Annotated in this window: 17 protein-coding genes and 1 tRNA gene; 16 read left to right on the top strand and 2 right to left on the bottom strand. The window is 37.9% G+C overall.

All coding sequences use genetic code 11. The features are described from left to right. Window positions 1-116: 116 nt before the first annotated feature. Window positions 117-190 (top strand) — tRNA-Arg (locus HMPREF2571_RS05045). A gap of 24 nt (window positions 191-214) precedes the next feature. Here the strand turns inward: HMPREF2571_RS05045 and HMPREF2571_RS05040 are convergent. Continuing rightward, window positions 215-898 (bottom strand): YoaK family protein, encoded by a 684-nt coding sequence (locus HMPREF2571_RS05040; RefSeq protein WP_013991345.1) that lies wholly within the window; start codon window positions 896-898, stop codon window positions 215-217. A gap of 15 nt (window positions 899-913) precedes the next feature. Further along, a complete protein-coding gene (gene rlmH, locus HMPREF2571_RS05035; RefSeq protein WP_014632473.1) occupies window positions 914-1,393 on the bottom strand; it encodes a 23S rRNA (pseudouridine(1915)-N(3))-methyltransferase RlmH in 480 nt (159 codons plus the stop codon). 205 nt (window positions 1,394-1,598) lie between these two features. On the opposite strand from rlmH, the gene HMPREF2571_RS05030 reads away from it, so the two are divergent. The 15 genes from HMPREF2571_RS05030 (at window position 1,599) to ftsH (ending at window position 18,394) form a co-directional block, all read left to right on the top strand. Next, entirely contained in the window at window positions 1,599-2,834 is a 1,236-nt protein-coding gene (locus HMPREF2571_RS05030; protein ID WP_013991347.1) for a S1C family serine protease, read from the top strand. A 65-nt stretch (window positions 2,835-2,899) separates the two neighbouring features. Then, window positions 2,900-3,667 (top strand): ParB/RepB/Spo0J family partition protein, encoded by a 768-nt coding sequence (locus HMPREF2571_RS05025; protein WP_013991348.1) that lies wholly within the window; start codon window positions 2,900-2,902, stop codon window positions 3,665-3,667. Between the two features lie 238 nt (window positions 3,668-3,905). Further along, entirely contained in the window at window positions 3,906-5,270 is a 1,365-nt protein-coding gene (gene dnaA, locus HMPREF2571_RS05020; protein ID WP_070847323.1) for a chromosomal replication initiator protein DnaA, read from the top strand. A 154-nt stretch (window positions 5,271-5,424) separates the two neighbouring features. Then, on the top strand, window positions 5,425-6,561 hold the full coding sequence (gene dnaN / locus HMPREF2571_RS05015; RefSeq protein ID WP_013989872.1) for a DNA polymerase III subunit beta: 1,137 nt from the start codon (window positions 5,425-5,427) through the stop codon (window positions 6,559-6,561). Window positions 6,562-6,612: 51 nt separating this feature from the next. Further along, window positions 6,613-6,804, top strand: a complete 192-nt coding sequence (locus HMPREF2571_RS05010) for a DUF951 domain-containing protein (RefSeq protein ID WP_002886272.1) — start codon at window positions 6,613-6,615, stop codon at window positions 6,802-6,804. Window positions 6,805-7,013: 209 nt separating this feature from the next. Then, window positions 7,014-8,129, top strand: coding sequence for a redox-regulated ATPase YchF (gene ychF, locus HMPREF2571_RS05005; protein WP_002883967.1), 1,116 nt, complete (start codon window positions 7,014-7,016; stop codon window positions 8,127-8,129). Window positions 8,130-8,201: 72 nt separating this feature from the next. Continuing rightward, window positions 8,202-8,771, top strand: a complete 570-nt coding sequence (gene pth, locus HMPREF2571_RS05000) for an aminoacyl-tRNA hydrolase (protein ID WP_013989873.1) — start codon at window positions 8,202-8,204, stop codon at window positions 8,769-8,771. Further along, window positions 8,764-12,270, top strand: a complete 3,507-nt coding sequence (mfd, locus tag HMPREF2571_RS04995; protein ID WP_070847321.1) for a transcription-repair coupling factor — start codon at window positions 8,764-8,766, stop codon at window positions 12,268-12,270. Before pth ends, mfd begins: the two co-directional genes overlap by 8 nt. 185 nt (window positions 12,271-12,455) lie before the next feature. Continuing rightward, window positions 12,456-12,731, top strand: coding sequence for an RNA-binding S4 domain-containing protein (locus HMPREF2571_RS04990; protein WP_002883975.1), 276 nt, complete (start codon window positions 12,456-12,458; stop codon window positions 12,729-12,731). Next, on the top strand, window positions 12,715-13,086 hold the full coding sequence (locus HMPREF2571_RS04985) for an FtsB family cell division protein (RefSeq protein ID WP_002886276.1): 372 nt from the start codon (window positions 12,715-12,717) through the stop codon (window positions 13,084-13,086). The genes HMPREF2571_RS04990 and HMPREF2571_RS04985 overlap by 17 nt, the downstream gene beginning before the upstream one ends. Beyond that, window positions 13,086-13,217: an SP_0009 family protein gene (locus tag HMPREF2571_RS04980; protein WP_002883955.1), complete on the top strand. Its 132-nt coding sequence runs from the start codon at window positions 13,086-13,088 to the stop codon at window positions 13,215-13,217. Before HMPREF2571_RS04985 ends, HMPREF2571_RS04980 begins: the two co-directional genes overlap by 1 nt. Next, window positions 13,214-14,506: a serine hydrolase gene (locus HMPREF2571_RS04975; protein WP_013989875.1), complete on the top strand. Its 1,293-nt coding sequence runs from the start codon at window positions 13,214-13,216 to the stop codon at window positions 14,504-14,506. The genes HMPREF2571_RS04980 and HMPREF2571_RS04975 overlap by 4 nt, the downstream gene beginning before the upstream one ends. Then, entirely contained in the window at window positions 14,506-15,771 is a 1,266-nt protein-coding gene (gene tilS / locus HMPREF2571_RS04970; RefSeq protein WP_013989876.1) for a tRNA lysidine(34) synthetase TilS, read from the top strand. The genes HMPREF2571_RS04975 and tilS overlap by 1 nt, the downstream gene beginning before the upstream one ends. Window positions 15,772-15,852: 81 nt before the next feature. Next, window positions 15,853-16,395 carry a hypoxanthine phosphoribosyltransferase gene (gene hpt, locus HMPREF2571_RS04965; RefSeq protein WP_002883962.1) on the top strand — a complete coding sequence of 181 codons (543 nt, stop codon included), beginning with the start codon at window positions 15,853-15,855 and terminating at the stop codon, window positions 16,393-16,395. 19 nt (window positions 16,396-16,414) lie between these two features. Further along, window positions 16,415-18,394, top strand: coding sequence for an ATP-dependent zinc metalloprotease FtsH (ftsH, locus tag HMPREF2571_RS04960; protein WP_013989877.1), 1,980 nt, complete (start codon window positions 16,415-16,417; stop codon window positions 18,392-18,394). Window positions 18,395-18,509: the final 115 nt, after the last annotated feature.

Below are 18,509 nucleotides of genomic sequence, written 5' to 3'. Positions count from 1 at the left end.
TGTGTTGCACTTCATTTTACAATAGGGCAATTTATTCGAATTTTACGTTAGTTTTTATCTTGCTTTTACAAAGTATTGACATGTTGCTATATATTTTGTAAACTAATAGAGTTATTGGTCCCATAGCTCAGCTGGATAGAGCATTCGCCTTCTAAGCGAACGGTCGCAGGTTCGAATCCTGCTGGGATCAGATAAAAAACGCAATCTAGAACCTCTAGTTGCGTTTTTCTTTTGCCTCGATAAATAGGAAATAATTTAAAACAAATAAGGGAAGCAAAGTCGTATATAGGCTGTATTCATGTAAATATTGAGCAAACCAAGTTGAGGCTGCAACTCCTACCATAAATGTAAAGATGATAATAGTAGTGTAAGAAGCTTGTTTAAGCACTTTGGGATCCCCCTCGTCAATAGCCCTGGCAACGGTTAAAGAGGTATTCGTAATATTACCAGTCATCATGAAGGAAGCATAATTTACCCCTCTGACGCGCTTAAAAATCCCTACCTGAAGAGAGGCAAAAAATGCCAAGCCTGCAATCGTAATAGTAGAATCAACGTAAGGTGTAATAATGGCGAGAATAGTCATCAAGAGAAAGGCAAGTCTAATCGCTTGCAAATGCCATCCCCATTTATGGTTAATGAGCCACTTCTTAACAAAAAAAACAAAAAACTGACCTAAAACAAAGAAAAAAATAGGTATCACATAGCTGAAAGCTCTTGCAATATGCCCCTCAACAAGATGAATAACCAAATAAAGGAGATTACCTGTCTGAATACTTGCAAATCTTCCGTCTTGAGTATTGTAAGTATAGGCATCAATGAAGCCCCCTATATAACTCACTAGAGTTGCTACCCGTAATCCTTCAAAAACACGATAGGAGCGTTTTTTCATTCTGAACATGTCTGTTTCCTTCTTCTACTTATGGTAAGGACTTCCCTGCTGAATCATGAATGCGCGATAAATTTGCTCTACTAATACAAGGCGCATAAGCTGATGAGGGAACGTTAAGAGACCAAAACTCATTAATTGATTAGCCCTCTTTTTCACTGTAGGAGAGAGTCCCAAACTTCCCCCTATAATAAAAGTAATATCTGAATAGCCTCTAAGAGTCGCTTGCTCTAACTCTTTAGCAAATTGTTCTGAGGGAAATTGTTTTCCTTCAATAGCTAAGGCAATGACATAATCACGATCACCTACTTTAGCCAAGATACGCTGTCCCTCTTTGTCTAGGATAGCTTTATTTTCAGCTTCGCTTGCATTATCTGGGGTCTTTTCATCCGTTAATTCTATAGACTCAAATTTTGTAAAGCGTCCTAGTCGTTTGACATACTCCGCAATGCCATCTTTCAAATATTTTTCTTTCAATTTTCCAACGGTAATCAATTTAACTTTCATAGGCTTATTATAGCACATATCCACAATCTTTTAACACCTTATCCACACCTTTTTCCTGTTAAGAATCTTTAGTTATCCCTATAAAATAACTTCTTATCTACACTTTTTGAAACTTATCCACAGACTGTTGATAACTGTTCTTTAAAATCACTTTATGATATAATTAAGCTTACTTTGATATGCTTATCAAAAAGGAGGACTAAACGTGAAAAAATTTAACTGGAAAAAAATAGTAGCGCCAATTGCAATGCTTGTTATTGGCTTGCTCGGTGGTTTGCTAGGTGCCTTTATCCTACTAACAGCAGCAGGGGTATCTTTTACCAATTCAACAGATACAGGTGTTAAAACAGCTAAGACCGTATACAATAATACAACAGATACAACTAAAGCTGTTAAGAAAGTACAAAATGCCGTTGTTTCTGTCATCAATTACCAAGAAGGGTCATCTTCAGATTCTCTAAATGAACTTTATGGCCGTATCTTTGGTGGAGATGATAGTTCTGACTCTAGCCAAGACAAATCAAAAGATTCTGATGGGTTACAAGTCGCTGGTGAAGGTTCCGGTGTTATCTACAAAAAGGATGGTAAAGAGGCTTATATCGTAACCAACAACCACGTTGTCGATGGCGCTAAAAAACTTGAAATCATGCTTTCAGATGGATCAAAAATTACTGGTGAACTCGTTGGTAAAGATACTTACTCTGACCTAGCAGTTGTCAAAGTTTCTTCAGATAAAATTAAAACCGTAGCGGAATTTGCAGACTCAAACTCTCTCACAGTCGGTGAGAAGGCAATTGCTATCGGTAGCCCACTTGGTACCGAATACGCCAACTCAGTAACAGAGGGAATCGTTTCTAGCCTTAGCCGTACCGTAACTATGCAAAACGACAATGGTGAAACTGTTTCAACAAATGCTATCCAAACAGATGCTGCCATTAACCCTGGTAACTCAGGTGGTGCCTTAGTCAATATCGAAGGACAAGTTATCGGTATTAACTCAAGTAAAATTTCATCAACGTCAGCAGTCGCTGGTAGCGCCGTTGAAGGTATGGGATTTGCCATTCCATCAAACGATGTTGTCGAAATCATCAATCAATTGGAAAAAGACGGTAAAGTTACACGACCAGCCCTAGGAATCTCAATGGCCGATCTTAACAGCCTTTCTAGCAGTGCAACTTCTAAATTAGATTTACCAGATGATGTGAAAGCTGGAGTTGTAGTCGGCAGCGTTCAAAAAGGTATGCCAGCTGACGGTAAACTTCAAGAAAATGATGTTATCACTGAAATTGACGGTAAGGAAATCAGCTCAAAAACTGATATTCAAACCAATCTTTACAGCCATAGTATCGGAGATACAATCAAGGTAACCTTCTATCGTGGTAAAGAGAAGAAAACTGAAGAACTTAAATTAACAAAATCTACAGAAGACTTGTCTGACTAAGTCATTGACAAATCTGTCAAAAGACCTTTACAATAATGTAAAGGTCTTTTTTGGAAAGGAATAACATGCAAGAACAACTCAAAGCTTTACCTATTAGTGACATCTATCCCAATCCTTTTCAACCTCGTATAGAGTTCTCTGATGAAGAATTAGCGGAGCTAAGCCAATCGATTGCAGAAAATGGACTAATACAGCCAATCATTGTCCGAAAATCGGATATTATTGGTTATGAACTAATTGCTGGGGAAAGACGTTTACGTGCCTGTAAACGTCTAGGAATGACAGAAATCCCTGCAGTTGTAAAGGAAGTTACAGATCAAGAGAGTCGTAAACAAGCTATTATTGAAAATTTACAACGATCGAATCTCAATCCCATTGAAGAAGCAAAGGCCTATCGTAGTTTAATTAATGAGCTAGCTTATAGTCACGAGGAACTGGCGAAAGCTATGGGGAAATCCAGACCCTATATCAGTAACGCTCTTAGACTCCTCCAACTTCCCAAAGAGATACAGACAAGTATCGAAAATGGCAAACTGAGTCAAGGACATGCTAGAGCACTTTTAGCTGTTGAGGATACAAAAAAGCAACTAACTATCTATCATCAGGTCCTTACTGAAAAATGGTCTGTTCGTACCCTGGAAAAAAGACTTCAAGAACTTCCAAAAAAACAAAAATCAAAAAAAGATATTCATATAAAAGATAAAGAAAAAGAACTTGAAAAATCACTTGGTCTCCCCGTTACTCTTCGTTATCACAAAAATCACTCTGGAACTATTCAGATCCACTTTTCGACAGAAGAAGATTTTAACAGAATTATCAACAAGCTTATTTGACCTGTGAATTGAGGAGAAAAAAGAAACAAACTTATCCACATCATAAAATGGTTGCCCTCCCTTTATTTGAGAGGGTTTCTTTTTTTATTCACAACTTGTGGATAACTCTTGTGCACAATGTGAATTGCTTTTTTTAGTTTGTGGATAACTTAAGGAACTTTTATCTCCGGACCTGTGGAAAACTTTTTTGTTTTATGATAGAATCAGAGAACAAGAATAAAGAAGGAGAATTGATGGAATGACCGAAAAAGAGCATTTTTTTTGGAATAAGCTCTTAGAGCTGGCCAAAGAGGAACTAACACAAGCCACTTTTGATTATTATGTCCTAGATACCAAGCTCATCAAAGTTCAAGATAACGTTGCTACAATTCTGCTTGAGGAAGTCAAAAAGCTATTCTGGGAAAAGAATATGCAATCTTTCATTTTGATGGCTGGTTTTGAAGTCTATAATAGTGAAATCAAAGTTGAGTACGTCTTTGACGAAGCACTCTTAAACGAGGCAAATTCAACTGTAACAAACAATGACTTTGGCAATAAAAAGGAACCGCAAACACCTGCTCTTCCTACATTGGACTCTGACTTAAATAGTAAATACACCTTTGATAATTTTATTCAGGGGGATGAAAACCGTTGGTCAGTTGCTGCATCTTTAGCTGTAGCTGATTCACCAGGAGCTACGTATAACCCTCTATTTATTTATGGAGGACCTGGTCTCGGAAAAACTCACTTACTCAATGCCATTGGTAACAAGGTCTTACATGATAATCCTCAAGCACGTATCAAATACATTACTGCAGAGAATTTCATTAATGAATTTGTTGTCCATATCCGTTTAGATAAAATGGATGAACTAAAACTTAAATACCGTCATCTGGACGTTCTCTTAATTGATGATATTCAATCATTGGCTAAAAAATCAACTCAAGCCACTCAAGAGGAATTTTTCAATACTTTCAATGTCCTTCACAATAATAATAAACAAATTGTCCTGACCAGCGACCGTAATCCAGATCAATTGAACGAGATGGAAGAGCGTCTTGTCACGCGCTTTAAATGGGGGTTAACCGTCAACATCACACCACCTGATTTTGAAACGCGAGTGGCCATTCTTACTAATAAGATTATGGACTATGATTATCATTTTCCTCCTGAAACAATTGAGTATTTAGCTGGCCAATTTGATTCAAATGTCCGTGACCTAGAAGGAGCCTTAAAAGATATTAGCTTAGTTGCCAATGTTCGCCAGTTAGATACTATCACAGTTGAAGTAGCTGCTGAAGCCATTCGCGCACGTAAAATGGATGGTCCTAAGTTAACTCTTATTCCGATTGAGGATATCCAAACTGAGGTAGGAAAATTTTATAATGTCACAGTAAAAGAGATTAAAGCAACTAAACGAACACAAAATATTGTCTTGGCACGTCAGGTAGCCATGTATCTTGCGCGTGAAATGACTGATAACTCCCTTCCAAAAATTGGAAAAGAATTTGGAGGAAGAGATCACTCAACTGTCCTACATGCATACAATAAAATCAAAAATATGATTGCTCAAGATGACAGTTTACGCATTGAAATTGATACCATCAAAAACAAGATAAAATGACACTTGTGGATAACTATTGAAAATTATCCAAACTTTTCCACAGGCTGTGCACAAGTTTAAAGCATTGATAAAACTATGTTTTGTAGACTTATGCACAGTGTCCACAAGACCTACTACTACTACTAAAATAATACTAATAAAATAAAGGAGCATCATGATTCAATTTGCGATTAATAAAGCTTATTTCTTACAAGCACTTCATACGACTCGTCGTGCTATTTCTTCTAAAAATGCTATCCCAATTCTATCAGCGATTAAAATCGAAGTTACCAGTGATGGTATCTATTTGACAGGATCAAATGGGCAAATCTCAATTGAAAATAGTATCTCAGTTTCAGAAGAAAATGCAGGCCTATTAATTACACAGCCAGGTAGTATCCTTTTGGAAGCCAACTTTTTCATTAATGTTGTCTCAAGCTTGCCTGATGTTACCCTTACTTTTGAAGAAATTGAACAATACCAAGTTTTACTGAAAAGTGGTAAATCAGAAATTACCTTGAAAGGGAAAGATGTTGAACAATATCCCCGTATTCAGGAAGTTGATAGCTTGACGCCATTACTCATGGACACAAAAGTGTTAAAATCTATCATTGCTGAAACTTCATTCGCAGCAAGTACACAAGAAAGTCGTCCAATTTTAACTGGGGTTCACTTCGTTCTTTCAAATCATAAAGATCTCAAAGCTGTAGCAACGGACTCTCACCGTATGAGCCAACGCCAACTTGTTTTAGAGCATTCTGCAGATAACTTTGATGTTGTAATCCCAAGTCGCTCACTTAAAGAATTATCGGCAGTCTTTAGCGATGATATTGAAAACTTAGAGGTTTTCTTCTCAGCAAATCAAATTCTATTCCGTAGTGAAACAATTTCTTTCTATACACGTCTACTTGAAGGAAATTATCCAGACACGAATCGTCTCTTGTCTGATTCATTTGAAACAGAAGTTGTCTTCGAGACAGCTAGCCTTCGTTCTGCTATGGAACGTTCATATTTGATTTCTAATGCTAGTCAAAGTGGTACCGTCAAACTCGAAATCCTCAATGGCAGTGTCAGTGCCCATGTTAATTCGCCAGAAGTCGGAAAGGTGAATGAGGATATTGACGTGCAAGATGTTTCAGGTAGTGATTTGGTCATTAGTTTCAACCCAACCTACCTAATAGATGCTTTGAAAGCTCTTAAGAGTGAGACTGTCCGTGTACGTTTCATTTCACCAGTGCGTCCATTTACTTTGACGCCAGCAGATGACAGTGAGAATTTTATTCAATTGATTACACCTGTAAGAACAAACTAAAATCGAAAAAGTTATCCACTGTGGATAACTTTTTTACTAGAGAGGGAGTTTATGTACCAAATTGGAAGTTTAGTTGAAATGAAAAAACCACATGCTTGTACCATCAAAGCAACAGGAAAAAAAGCTAATGAATGGGAAGTGACCCGTCTTGGAGCTGACATTAAGATTCGTTGTACGAATTGTGATCATGTGGTTATGATGAGTCGTCATGATTTCGAAAAGAAACTTAAGAAGGTTTTATAACAGACATTGGGGAGTCTATATAATGAGGTTCTTGTGTTAAGAAAATTAGTTTACTAGCAATATAAAAACTTTCTAGAGTCCCTAATTATCTTCTTTATAGCATTCTTTGACTTGCTTTCCTTTTTATGATTCTCAAAGGGAAGTTGCCTATTTTTAACAATTTTTGTGTTATAATTAACTGAATTACTTTTTTATGGAGAAATAAATTAATGGCTTTAACAGCAGGTATCGTTGGTTTGCCAAACGTTGGTAAATCAACTCTTTTCAATGCAATTACAAAAGCGGGTGCGGAAGCTGCTAACTATCCTTTCGCGACAATTGATCCAAACGTCGGAATGGTTGAGGTACCAGACGAGCGTTTGACGAAACTGACTGAACTTATTACCCCTAAAAAGACAGTTCCAACCACATTTGAGTTCACAGATATTGCGGGTATCGTAAAAGGAGCATCAAAGGGTGAAGGTCTTGGAAATAAGTTCTTGGCGAACATTCGTGAAGTAGATGCGATTGTCCATGTGGTTCGTGCTTTCGATGATGAAAATGTTATGCGTGAACAAGGGCGTGAGGATGCCTTTGTAGATCCAATGGCTGATATTGATACAATTAACCTAGAATTGATTTTGGCTGACCTTGAATCAATTAACAAACGTTATGCGCGTGTCGAAAAAATTGCGCGTACACAAAAAGATAAAGATTCTGTGGCAGAGTTTAATATTCTTCAAAAGATTAAACCTGTTCTAGAAGATGGTAAGTCTGCACGTACGATTGATTTTACTGAGGAAGAGCAAAAAATTGTTAAGGGACTCTTCCTCTTGACAACAAAACCAGTACTTTATGTGGCTAACGTTGATGAAGACCAAGTCGCAAATCCTGATGATATTGATTATGTCAAACAAATTCGTGAGTTTGCAGCGACTGAAAATGCAGAAGTAGTTGTTATCTCTGCACGTGTTGAGGAAGAAATTTCTGAATTGGATGATGAAGACAAAGAAATGTTCTTGGAAGACCTTGGTTTGACAGAATCAGGAGTTGATAAACTGACACGCGCAGCCTATCACTTGCTTGGCCTAGGAACTTACTTTACTGCTGGTGAGAAAGAAGTGCGTGCTTGGACCTTTAAACGCGGCATCAAGGCTCCACAAGCAGCAGGAATTATCCACTCTGACTTCGAGAAAGGCTTTATCCGTGCCGTAACCATGTCTTACGATGATCTTATTAAATATGGTTCTGAGAAAGCTGTTAAGGAAGCTGGTCGCCTTCGTGAAGAAGGAAAAGAATATGTTGTTCAAGATGGCGACATCATGGAATTCCGTTTCAACGTTTAGAAAATAAAAAATAGTGCACAAGGCTGAAAAGTATTTTTCAGTCCTTTTGCTGTTTATCAAAGAGGAGAAATAATGACAAAATTAGTAGTTGGCTTGGGAAATCCTGGTTCAAAATACCATGAGACACGTCACAATGTTGGGTTTATGGCTATTGACCTAATGGCTAAGGAACTGGGATTAACCTTTTCTGAAGAAAAGACCTTTAAGGCTGAAGTGGCTTCGACCTTTTTAAACGGTGAAAAGGTTTATTTTGTGAAACCAACGACCTTTATGAATCTATCTGGTCTAGCTGTTAGAGCATTGCTAGCTTATTACAATATTCCCATGGAGGATTTTATCGTTATTTACGATGACTTAGATATGGAAGTTGGGAAATTGCGCTTTCGTCAAAAAGGTTCAGCAGGTGGTCATAATGGGATTAAATCTATCATTGCTGAAACTGGCACTCAAGAATTTGACCGTATAAAAATTGGTATTGGCCGCCCACAGAAAGGAATGACGGTCGTTAATCATGTCCTTGGAAAATTTAGTGAAGATGATTATGCCACAATTTTACTGACTTTAGACAAGGTAGAGACGGCCCTCAATCATTACCTTAAAACAAATGATTTCGAAGACACTATGAGGCGTTATAATGGCTAATACCCTATTAGATCTTTTTGAGAAGAATCATCAATTGCTTGAGTGGCGTGATAAAGCAACCCTATTGAGTAGGCAGTTGGTTATGGGATTTTCTGGTTCCAGCAAGGCAGTTGTCATGGCATCTGCCCTTTCTGAGCAGGTTCCTAAGATTCTAATCGTTACTTCAACACAAAATGAAGCTGAGCAACTAACAGGAGATTTGTCAGCTATCTTAGGAGAGGATAAGGTTTATTCTTTTTTTGCAGATGATGTAGTAGCTGCAGAGTTTATCTTCGCTTCTCCAGAAAAGACCCATTCTCGTCTCGAAAGTCTTAATTTTTTAATGGATAAAGAGTCAAGTGGAATCTTGGTTACGAGTTTAGTTGGTACTAAGTTACATTTGCCTAATCCTGAGGTTTATAAAGACTATCGCATTGACTTAACACTAGGGGAGGAACATGATTTAAAGGCTCTCAGTAAGCATCTTACTCATATTGGATACCAAAGGGTAGAGCAGGTTCTCTCACCTGGTGAGTTTAGTCGTAGGGGCGATATTTTAGATATTTATGAACTGACTGCAGAACTCCCCTACCGTTTAGAATTTTTTGGAGATGAGATTGATGGTATTCGTCAGTTTGATAGCGATAGTCAGAAATCTTTAGATAATTTAGAGCATATTATCGTATCTCCGGCAGATGATATTATCTTAACAAGAGAAGATTACCAACGTGCTGAGAAGTCCCTAGAAAGTGCGGTCTCAAAGGCAGAAGGTCCTCATAAAGCTTACCTTGAGGAGGTTCTGTCGGTTACGATTGATGGTTACCGTCATAAAGATTTACGTAAGTTTTTGTCTCTCTTTTATGATAATGCTTACACCTTATTTGACTACCTTCCAAAGGGAACTCCTGTCTTCATTGATGATTTTCAAAAGATAGTGGACCGCCATGGACGTCTTGAGTTGGAAGTGGCTAATCTTTTAACTGAGGATCTTCATCAGGGCAAGTCTCTGAGTCATCTAAATTACTTAGTGGATTCATTTAAGACTTTACGTAACTATCAGCCAGCTAGTTTCTTTTCGAATTTTCATAAGGGATTGGGAAATCTTAAATTTGATAAGTTGTATCAATTCACGCAATACCCTATGCAGGAGTTCTTTAACCAGTTTCCACTTCTAGTTGATGAAATACATCGCTATACCAAGAATAAGGCCACAGTTATTTTACAAGTGGGGTCTGAGAAGCAGCTCAAATCTTTGAAGGAAACCTTGGAAGAATATGATTTAGATTTACCCCTTAGTAGTTTTGGAGATTTGATACCTCATAAGCCTCAGTTAGTCTTAGGAAACTTATCCAATGGTTTTTACTTTGCGGATGAAAAGCTTGTTCTTGTCACTGAACGTGAGATTTTTCATAAAAAAGTAAAACGTCGTGCGCGTGCCAGTCACGTTTCCAATGCAGAGCGTCTCAAAGATTACAATGAACTTGAAAAAGGTGATTATGTTGTACACCAGACTCATGGTATCGGTCAATTTAAAGGTATTGAGACTATTGAGATTAAAGGGGTGCATCGTGACTACTTGACCATCCAATATCAGGATGCTGCAACAATTTCTCTACCTGTTGAGCAGATTGAGAGTCTCTCTAAGTATGTATCAGCGGACGGAAAAGAACCTAAAATTAATAAACTCAATGATGGGCGTTTCCAAAAGACTAAACAAAAAGTAAGCAAGCAAGTAGAGGATATTGCCGATGATCTCTTAAAACTTTATGCTGAGCGTAGTCAACTTAAAGGTTTTGCTTTTTCACCAGATGATGATAACCAAAGGGATTTCGAAGATGATTTTGCCTATGCTGAGACAGAGGATCAATTGCGTTCTATCAAGGAAATTAAGGCAGACATGGAGTCAGACAAACCCATGGATCGTCTCTTGGTAGGTGATGTTGGTTTTGGTAAGACAGAGGTAGCTATGCGTGCTGCCTTCAAGGCGGTCAATGATGGAAAGCAAGTTGCTATCCTAGTTCCTACAACAGTTCTTGCCCATCAGCACTATTTGAATTTTAAAGAACGTTTTGAAAATCATGCCGTTGAAGTAGATGAACTCAGTCGTTTTAGAAGTAAAAAAGAGCAAAATGAGACTATTGAAAATCTAGCTAAAGGGCGTATTGATATTATTATCGGTACCCACCGCCTGCTGTCCAAAGATGTTAAGTTTTCTGATTTAGGCTTGCTAGTAATTGATGAAGAACAACGTTTTGGCGTGAAGCATAAAGAGAAACTTAAGGAGTTGAAAGCTAAGGTTGATGTCCTTACCCTAACTGCGACACCTATTCCTCGTACGCTTCATATGTCTATGTTAGGTATTCGTGATTTGTCGATTATTGAGACAGCACCTACCAACCGTTATCCAGTTCAAACTTACGTTATGGAAACCAATCCTGGTCTTATTCGAGAAGCGATATTAAGAGAGATGGACCGAGGCGGCCAGATTTTTTATGTTTATAATCGTGTTGAAACCATTGATCAAAAAGTTTCTGAACTACATGAGCTGGTCCCTGAAGCAAGTATCGGATTTGTTCATGGTCAGATGAGTGAGGTTATGTTGGAGAATACCCTCTTGGATTTCTTGAATGGTGATTACGATGTTTTGGTAGCAACGACTATTATCGAGACAGGGATTGATATCTCCAACGTTAATACTCTCTTTATTGAGAATGCAGATCATATGGGCTTATCTACTCTTTATCAGTTGAGAGGTCGTGTGGGGCGTAGTAATCGAATTGCTTATGCCTATCTCATGTATCGTCCTGACAAAGTGTTGACGGAAGTTTCTGAGAAGCGATTGGATGCCATTAAGGGATTTACAGAACTGGGATCAGGTTTCAAAATTGCCATGCGTGATTTATCAATTCGTGGTGCCGGGAACATTCTTGGTGCTTCTCAAAGTGGATTCATCGACTCAGTCGGGTTCGAAATGTACTCACAACTCCTGGAAGAGGCTATCAATAAACGTCAAGGTAAAATTCAAGTTCGCCGTAAAGGAAATGCAGAGTTCAATCTTCAGATTGATGCTTACCTCCCTTCCGACTATATTTCTGACGAGCGCCAAAAAATTGAAATTTATAAGCGTATTCGAGAAATTGAGAATCAGAAAGACTATCAAGACCTTCAAGATGAGCTTATTGACCGCTTTGGAGAATATCCAGACCAAGTTGCCTATCTCATTGAGATTGGTCTGGTTAAGGCCTATTTGGATGCTGCCTTTGCAGAATTAGTCGAGCGTAAGAACGATACTATTATTGTTCGTTTCGAAAAAGCCTCTCTTAAATTCTTCTTGACTCAAGACTATTTCGAAGCCATCTCTAAAACGCATTTAAAAGCAAAAATCAGTGATAATCAGGGGAAAGTAGAGATTACTTTTGATGTTCGTAACAAGAAAGACTATGAAATTCTTGAAGAATTAAAGATTTTTGGTCAGACATTTATGGAAATCAAAGAACGTAAAGAAAAAAAAGAAGCTTAAGGAAAGTTTAAGTAAGTTTCTCTATACTATAAAACATCCTAAAACTTTTCTTTTTCATAAATCTCCTGAGAGGGTCGACTAGTGTCGATTCTCTTATTTTTGTACTTAAAAAGGCTTTAGTCCCCTATTTTCTCAAAAAAATGCTATCATAGAAGAGATATCCTAACGAAAAGGAAATAGTAACATTGAGATTAGACAAATATTTAAAAGTATCACGAATTATCAAACGCCGTCCAGTTGCTAAAGAAGTGGCTGATAAAGGACGTATAAAAGTAAATGGAGTACTCGCTAAGTCATCTACAGATTTAAAAATTGGTGACCAAGTGGAAGTTCGTTTTGGAAATAAACTTCTAACTGTCCGTGTTTTAGAAATGAAAGACAGTACTAAAAAAGAAGATGCGGCAAAAATGTACGAGATTATAAGTGAAACAAGGATTGAAGCAGATGAGCAAGAAGCCTAATATTGTACAGCTTACGAACGATTACATTGATAATGCCAATCAAGAGCAACGATTAGAGCGTGCCGAACACGAACAAAGGAATCGCTTTATGGGGTGGATTCTTTTTGTGGTTGTTTTACTCTTTATCTTGCCAACCTATAATCTGGTTGAGACCTATATGAATATCAAACAGCAAGAGAAGGAAGTCTTGTCGCTTCAGAAAGACTATGATAAATTGTCGGATCAGACAAAGGAACGAAAGGATTTGGCTAAGAAACTTAAGGATGATGCTTTCGCCGAGAAATATGCGCGTGCTAAGTACTATTATTCACGTGAAGGAGAGTCAATCTATCCTGTACCAAGCTTATTACCCTAATGAAAGATTTACTTAAAACTGTAGAAACTTTTTTAACCTATTCAGAAGCCAAGTTAGAGGAACTATCAGAAAAAAATCAGCAACTTAAAACGGAATTACCGAGGAAAGAGGAGGTGAAGAAGCAAGCATGAAAAAGCTCTTAATAGCTGCAACTGTTGTGCTTGTATCTTCTAGTCCTCTAGTCTTACTTCCTATGGAGAAGGAGCTAACTCTGACCCCAAAACAGGTCCAAAAATTGACTCAAAATACTACAGCTAGCTTGACTCAATTTAAACAGATTCCTAGAAATCCAAGAACGATAACAACTATCCTAACTTACAAGAACAAGGATTTAACAGAATTTAAAACCAGTATCCAAGCGGATACCAAACTATCGATTTCTGCTATTTTTTGGAATGCTAAAGGTGAGCCTGTTTTCCAACTTCAAGATGGTGATTATGTAGCCGCTAGTCAGAAATCAATTGTAGACAACAGTATCTATAATCAAAAACCAGTAGATATGACCTTCTGGACTAAAGATGGTTTAACGGTATACAAAGAACCTTACGTTTTAGGAACTGAAAAAGCTGACTCCAAACTCGCTAGTTTTAAACCCATTAAGGTTAGCCAAGCAGCTCAGACGCATGCAGGGACCTACTATTTGGTAGACGGAGAGGGGTGGATTAACGCTTCTGATTTATCAACGACTGACAATCGCATCGAGGCTGTTCAAAAAGTCCTTAATGAGAAGTATAACAATCAAGAGCGCATCTCAGTTTATGTTAAACAGCTTGATACGGACCGAGTAGCTGCTATCAATGACGAAAAAAGCATGTATGCAGCTAGCGTAGCCAAGCTTGGAGTACTTTATTATGCACAGGAACGTCTGTCTCAAAAAAAATTATCATTATCAGATGAGTATCAATATACCTCTGCTGTAAATGGTTTTCCAGGTGCCTATGATCCAGATGGTTCTGGAAAGATTAGTAAGATGCCTGATGATAAGAATTACAGCTTGGAAAATCTGTTAAAGGCTGTAGCCCAAAACTCAGATAATGTAGCGACAAATATATTAGGTTATTATGTAACTAATCAGTATGACAAGGCCTTCCAAAAATCAGTAGATAAAGCCGCAGCGACTTCGTGGAATATGGATAAAAAGGAGTTGACTGCTAGAGCCGCGGGTACTTTGATGGAGGCTGTTTATAGACAAAATGGAGATATTATCAATTATCTTTCAAGTACGGACTATGATGGCGAACGTATTTCCAAAAACATTGATGTTCCCGTCGCTCATAAAATTGGTGATGCCTACGACTTTAAACATGACGTCGCTATTGTTTATGCAGATTCTCCCTTTATTCTATCGATTTTTACGGATAAAGAGGGCTATGACAAAATCACCTCAATTGCAGATGATGTTTATGGAATTTTAAAATAATGACACAAAAATTGTTGCAAATGATGCAAGCCAAGGGTTATTTTAACCAGCACAAGAAAATTTTAGTAGCAGTATCAGGTGGAGCAGACTCTATGAGTTTGCTGCACTTTTTGTATAACCATCAAAAAGATTTGGATATTCAGTTGGGGATTGCTCACGTTAACCATAAACAACGACAAGAGTCAGAGCATGAAGAAGCATATTTACGTCATTGGGCAAAGGAACATAAGGTCCCTTTTCACTATAGTGCCTTCTCAGGAAAGTTTTCAGAAAATGCCGCCCGTACCTTTCGATATGAGTTTTTTAAGCGAGTCATGAAAGATTATGATTACTCTGCTCTTGTGACAGCCCATCATGCAGATGATCAGGCAGAGACGATTTTTATGAGACTGTTGAGAGGAAGTCGTTTAAGACACCTGACAGGAATTTCAGCTATCAGACCATTTGGCACTGGTCAGATTATTCGTCCCTTTTTGCATCTTACGAAAGATCAGCTTCCCGTAACTTTCCATTTTGAAGATAGGAGTAATACGTCACTAGCCTATCTTCGGAATCGTATCAGACTGACCTATCTTCCTACCTTATCTCAGGAAAATCCTAAATTTAAGGAACACCTTTGTCTTTTAGCCGAGGAGATTGGTCTTATGAAGCAAGCTCTAGAGGAGTTAACAAAGGATATTACTATCACTGATTTATCTGTTTTTCAGCAACAGTCAGATGCTGTCCAGCTCTTTCTTCTTCAGAACTATTTAGATACCTTTCCTGATTTACAGCTTTCTAAAGGCCAATTTAATCAATTGATAAGTTATCTAAGGAAAAATGTTTCAGGAAAGATCCCCCTAAAAAATGGTTACGAACTAGTAAAAACACAGACTTCTTTCCTTATAAGGAAAGAAGAGGCTATCTCTTTATCCCCTCCTTGTCTCTTAGAATTTGGAAAATCTGTTGAGTTTGAGGATTATACCTTGACTTTTTCAGAATTCAATGACGTTTCTAACGCAGATACTATTAGTATTTGGTCAGATTCTCCTATAGTGATTCGTCATAGAAAAGAAGGCGACAAGATTGACCTTGGTAGTCACCATAAAAAATTAAGACGACTATTTATAGACAATAAGATTTTAGAGAAGGATCGTCAAAAAGCCATTATAGGAGAACAAGATGATCAGATTATTTTTCTTTATGTTGCTGGGCGTCTCTATTTGAAAAAAAGACCTGAAAATGCTATACTTTATGGCACTGTAGTCATTTATAAGAATTTCTAATCAAATACCATGTTCAAATAACGATGATTGAAGTAAAAGTGGTATAATAACAGAATATTGACTTCGAGAAAGGGAACCCAAATGTTAGAAAAAGACATTAAAAAAGTCCTCTTTTCCCAAGAGGATATCGTAGCTAAAACTAAAGAACTAGGACAACAATTGACAGAGGATTATGCGGGGAAAAATCCTTTACTAGTCTGTGTTTTGAAAGGTGCTGTTCCATTTATGGCAGAACTTATCAAACATATCGACACCCATATTGAGATGGATTTTATGGTCGTTTCTAGTTATGGTGGCGGAACTGTCAGCAGCGGTGAAGTAAAGATTCTTAAAGATGTTGACACTAATGTTGAAGGACGAGACATCATTTTTATTGAAGATATCATTGATACAGGTCGTACGCTCCTTTATCTTCGAGATATGTTCAAGTACCGTAAAGCCAATTCAGTCAAAATCGCAACTCTTTTTGATAAACCAGAAGGTCGTGTTGTTGATATTGAGGCAGATTACGTATGTTACGATGTTCCTAATGAATTTATCGTTGGTTTCGGACTAGACTATGATGAAAAATACCGTAACCTCCCTTATGTCGGTGTCCTAAAAGAAGAAATTTATACAAAATAAGTAAAGGTCTAATTAATTTATGAATAATAAAAATAATAATGGCTTCTTACGGAACGCTTTTCTCTACATCATAGTTATTATTGCGGTTGTAACCGGAGTACAATACTTTGCAGGAGGAAGCCAAAGCCCAAGTCAACAATTGTCTTACACACAGTTGGTTAAGAAAATTGAAGATGGTAAGGTAAAATCTATCACTTATCAGCCAGACGGTAGTATCATTGAAGTTAAAGGTAACTACAAAAAGGCTGAAAAGGTTGATACTGACCTTAGTCTCCCATTTTTAGGTAGTGCATCATCAGAGACACGTAGCTTTACATCGACTGTGCTGCAGAATGAAACAACCATGCAGAAATTGCAGTCAGCATCAGAAGCAGCTGATGTTAATGTTAAAATGATACGTGAAAGTTCAAGTGGTGCTTGGATTTCATATCTTTTTAGTTACCTACCTTTGATTGGGATTGCTATTTTCTTCCTTTTCATGATGAATCAAGGTGGTAACCGCGGTGCAATGAATTTTGGCCGCAACCGTGCTAAGACTCAATCAAAAGAGAATATTAAAGTTCGTTTCACAGATGTGGCTGGTGCGGAAGAAGAAAAAGAAGAACTTGTAGAAGTCGTAGATTTCCTCAAAAATCCACGTAAATATAAAGCACTTGGTGCACGTATCCCTAAGGGTGTTCTCCTTGAAGGCCCTCCAGGGACAGGTAAAACTCTGCTTGCTAAAGCTGTTGCTGGTGAAGCAGATGTTCCTTTCTTTAGTATCTCAGGTTCTGATTTCGTAGAGATGTTTGTCGGTGTCGGAGCAAGTCGTGTTCGTAGTCTTTTTGAAGACGCTAAGAAGGCCGAACGTGCTATTATCTTTATTGATGAAATCGATGCGGTTGGTCGTCGTCGTGGTACTGGAATGGGCGGCGGTAACGACGAACGTGAACAAACCCTTAACCAACTGTTGATAGAAATGGATGGTTTTGATGGGAATGAGAATATCATTGTCATTGCTGCAACCAACCGCAGTGATGTTCTTGATCCAGCCCTCCTACGTCCAGGACGTTTTGACCGTAAAGTTCTTGTTGGTCGCCCAGATGTAAAAGGCCGAGAAGCTATCTTGAAAGTCCATGCGAAGAATAAACCATTGGCTGAAGATGTTGACCTTAAAGTTGTTGCTCAACAAACTCCAGGTTTTGTTGGAGCTGACTTAGAGAATGTCTTGAATGAAGCAGCCCTAGTTGCCGCACGACGTAGTAAGACTAGAATTGATGCTAGTGATATCGACGAAGCAGAGGATCGTGTTATTGCCGGACCATCTAAGAAAGACCGCCAAGTTTCAGAACACGAACGTAAAGTTGTGGCTTACCATGAAGCAGGTCATACAATTGTTGGTTTAACACTTTCTAGCGCTCGTGATGTTCACAAGGTTACTATTGTTCCACGAGGTCGCGCAGGTGGTTATATGATTTCTCTACCAAAAGAGGATCAGATGTTGTCATCTAAAGATGAGCTAAAAGAACAATTGGCAGGACTTATGGGTGGACGTGTTGCAGAAGAAATTATTTTCAACGTTCAAACCTCAGGCGCTTCAAATGACTTTGAGCAAGCAACACAGTTAGCACGTGCAATGGTTACTGAATATGGTATGAGCGAAAAACTTGGACCAGTCCAATATGAAGGTAATCATGCGATGAATCCAGGACAATTTACGACAGATAAGTCTTACTCAGCTCATACAGCTCAACTTATTGACGAAGAAATTCGATCACTTTTAGTTGAGGCACATGACAAAGCAACTGAAATTATCAATGCAAACCGAGAAACACATGCTCTCATTGCAGAAGCTTTGCTTAAGTATGAAACACTTGATGCTGCACAAATCAAGTCAATTTATGAGACTGGTAAGATGCCGGAGGATTCTCTTGGAGATTCAGAAGAAGATAATCATGCCCTATCTTACGATGAAGTCAAAGAAAGAATTGAAAATAAAAATAAAGATGAAGAAGAGTAAGGAGTTTTACTCTTCTTTTTTTAGATAAATCGAGAGAAGAAATACTATTAAAAATATTATAAAAAAAGAAAATTAAAATCAATACAAGTTATTGACAAGACAGGTCAGAGATGAT

It is taken from the genome of Streptococcus sp. HMSC068F04 (assembly GCF_001837455.1).
Lineage (GTDB): Bacteria > Bacillota > Bacilli > Lactobacillales > Streptococcaceae > Streptococcus > Streptococcus salivarius_D.
This window is presented reverse-complemented; position numbering and strand designations above follow the sequence as displayed.

Coding starts and splice junctions, on each gene's coding strand:
- mfd (WP_070847321.1), top strand. CDS start 8,764: ATGGCTAATACCCTATTAGATCTTTTTGAGAAGAATCATCAATTGCTT.
- tilS (WP_013989876.1), top strand. CDS start 14,506: ATGACACAAAAATTGTTGCAAATGATGCAAGCCAAGGGTTATTTTAAC.
- ftsH (WP_013989877.1), top strand. CDS start 16,415: ATGAATAATAAAAATAATAATGGCTTCTTACGGAACGCTTTTCTCTAC.
- HMPREF2571_RS04980 (WP_002883955.1), top strand. CDS start 13,086: ATGAAAGATTTACTTAAAACTGTAGAAACTTTTTTAACCTATTCAGAA.
- HMPREF2571_RS04985 (WP_002886276.1), top strand. CDS start 12,715: ATGAGCAAGAAGCCTAATATTGTACAGCTTACGAACGATTACATTGAT.
- HMPREF2571_RS04975 (WP_013989875.1), top strand. CDS start 13,214: ATGAAAAAGCTCTTAATAGCTGCAACTGTTGTGCTTGTATCTTCTAGT.
- ychF (WP_002883967.1), top strand. CDS start 7,014: ATGGCTTTAACAGCAGGTATCGTTGGTTTGCCAAACGTTGGTAAATCA.
- hpt (WP_002883962.1), top strand. CDS start 15,853: ATGTTAGAAAAAGACATTAAAAAAGTCCTCTTTTCCCAAGAGGATATC.
- HMPREF2571_RS05040 (WP_013991345.1), bottom strand. CDS start 898: ATGTTCAGAATGAAAAAACGCTCCTATCGTGTTTTTGAAGGATTACGG.
- dnaA (WP_070847323.1), top strand. CDS start 3,906: ATGACCGAAAAAGAGCATTTTTTTTGGAATAAGCTCTTAGAGCTGGCC.
- pth (WP_013989873.1), top strand. CDS start 8,202: ATGACAAAATTAGTAGTTGGCTTGGGAAATCCTGGTTCAAAATACCAT.
- HMPREF2571_RS05025 (WP_013991348.1), top strand. CDS start 2,900: ATGCAAGAACAACTCAAAGCTTTACCTATTAGTGACATCTATCCCAAT.
- rlmH (WP_014632473.1), bottom strand. CDS start 1,393: ATGAAAGTTAAATTGATTACCGTTGGAAAATTGAAAGAAAAATATTTG.
- dnaN (WP_013989872.1), top strand. CDS start 5,425: ATGATTCAATTTGCGATTAATAAAGCTTATTTCTTACAAGCACTTCAT.
- HMPREF2571_RS05010 (WP_002886272.1), top strand. CDS start 6,613: ATGTACCAAATTGGAAGTTTAGTTGAAATGAAAAAACCACATGCTTGT.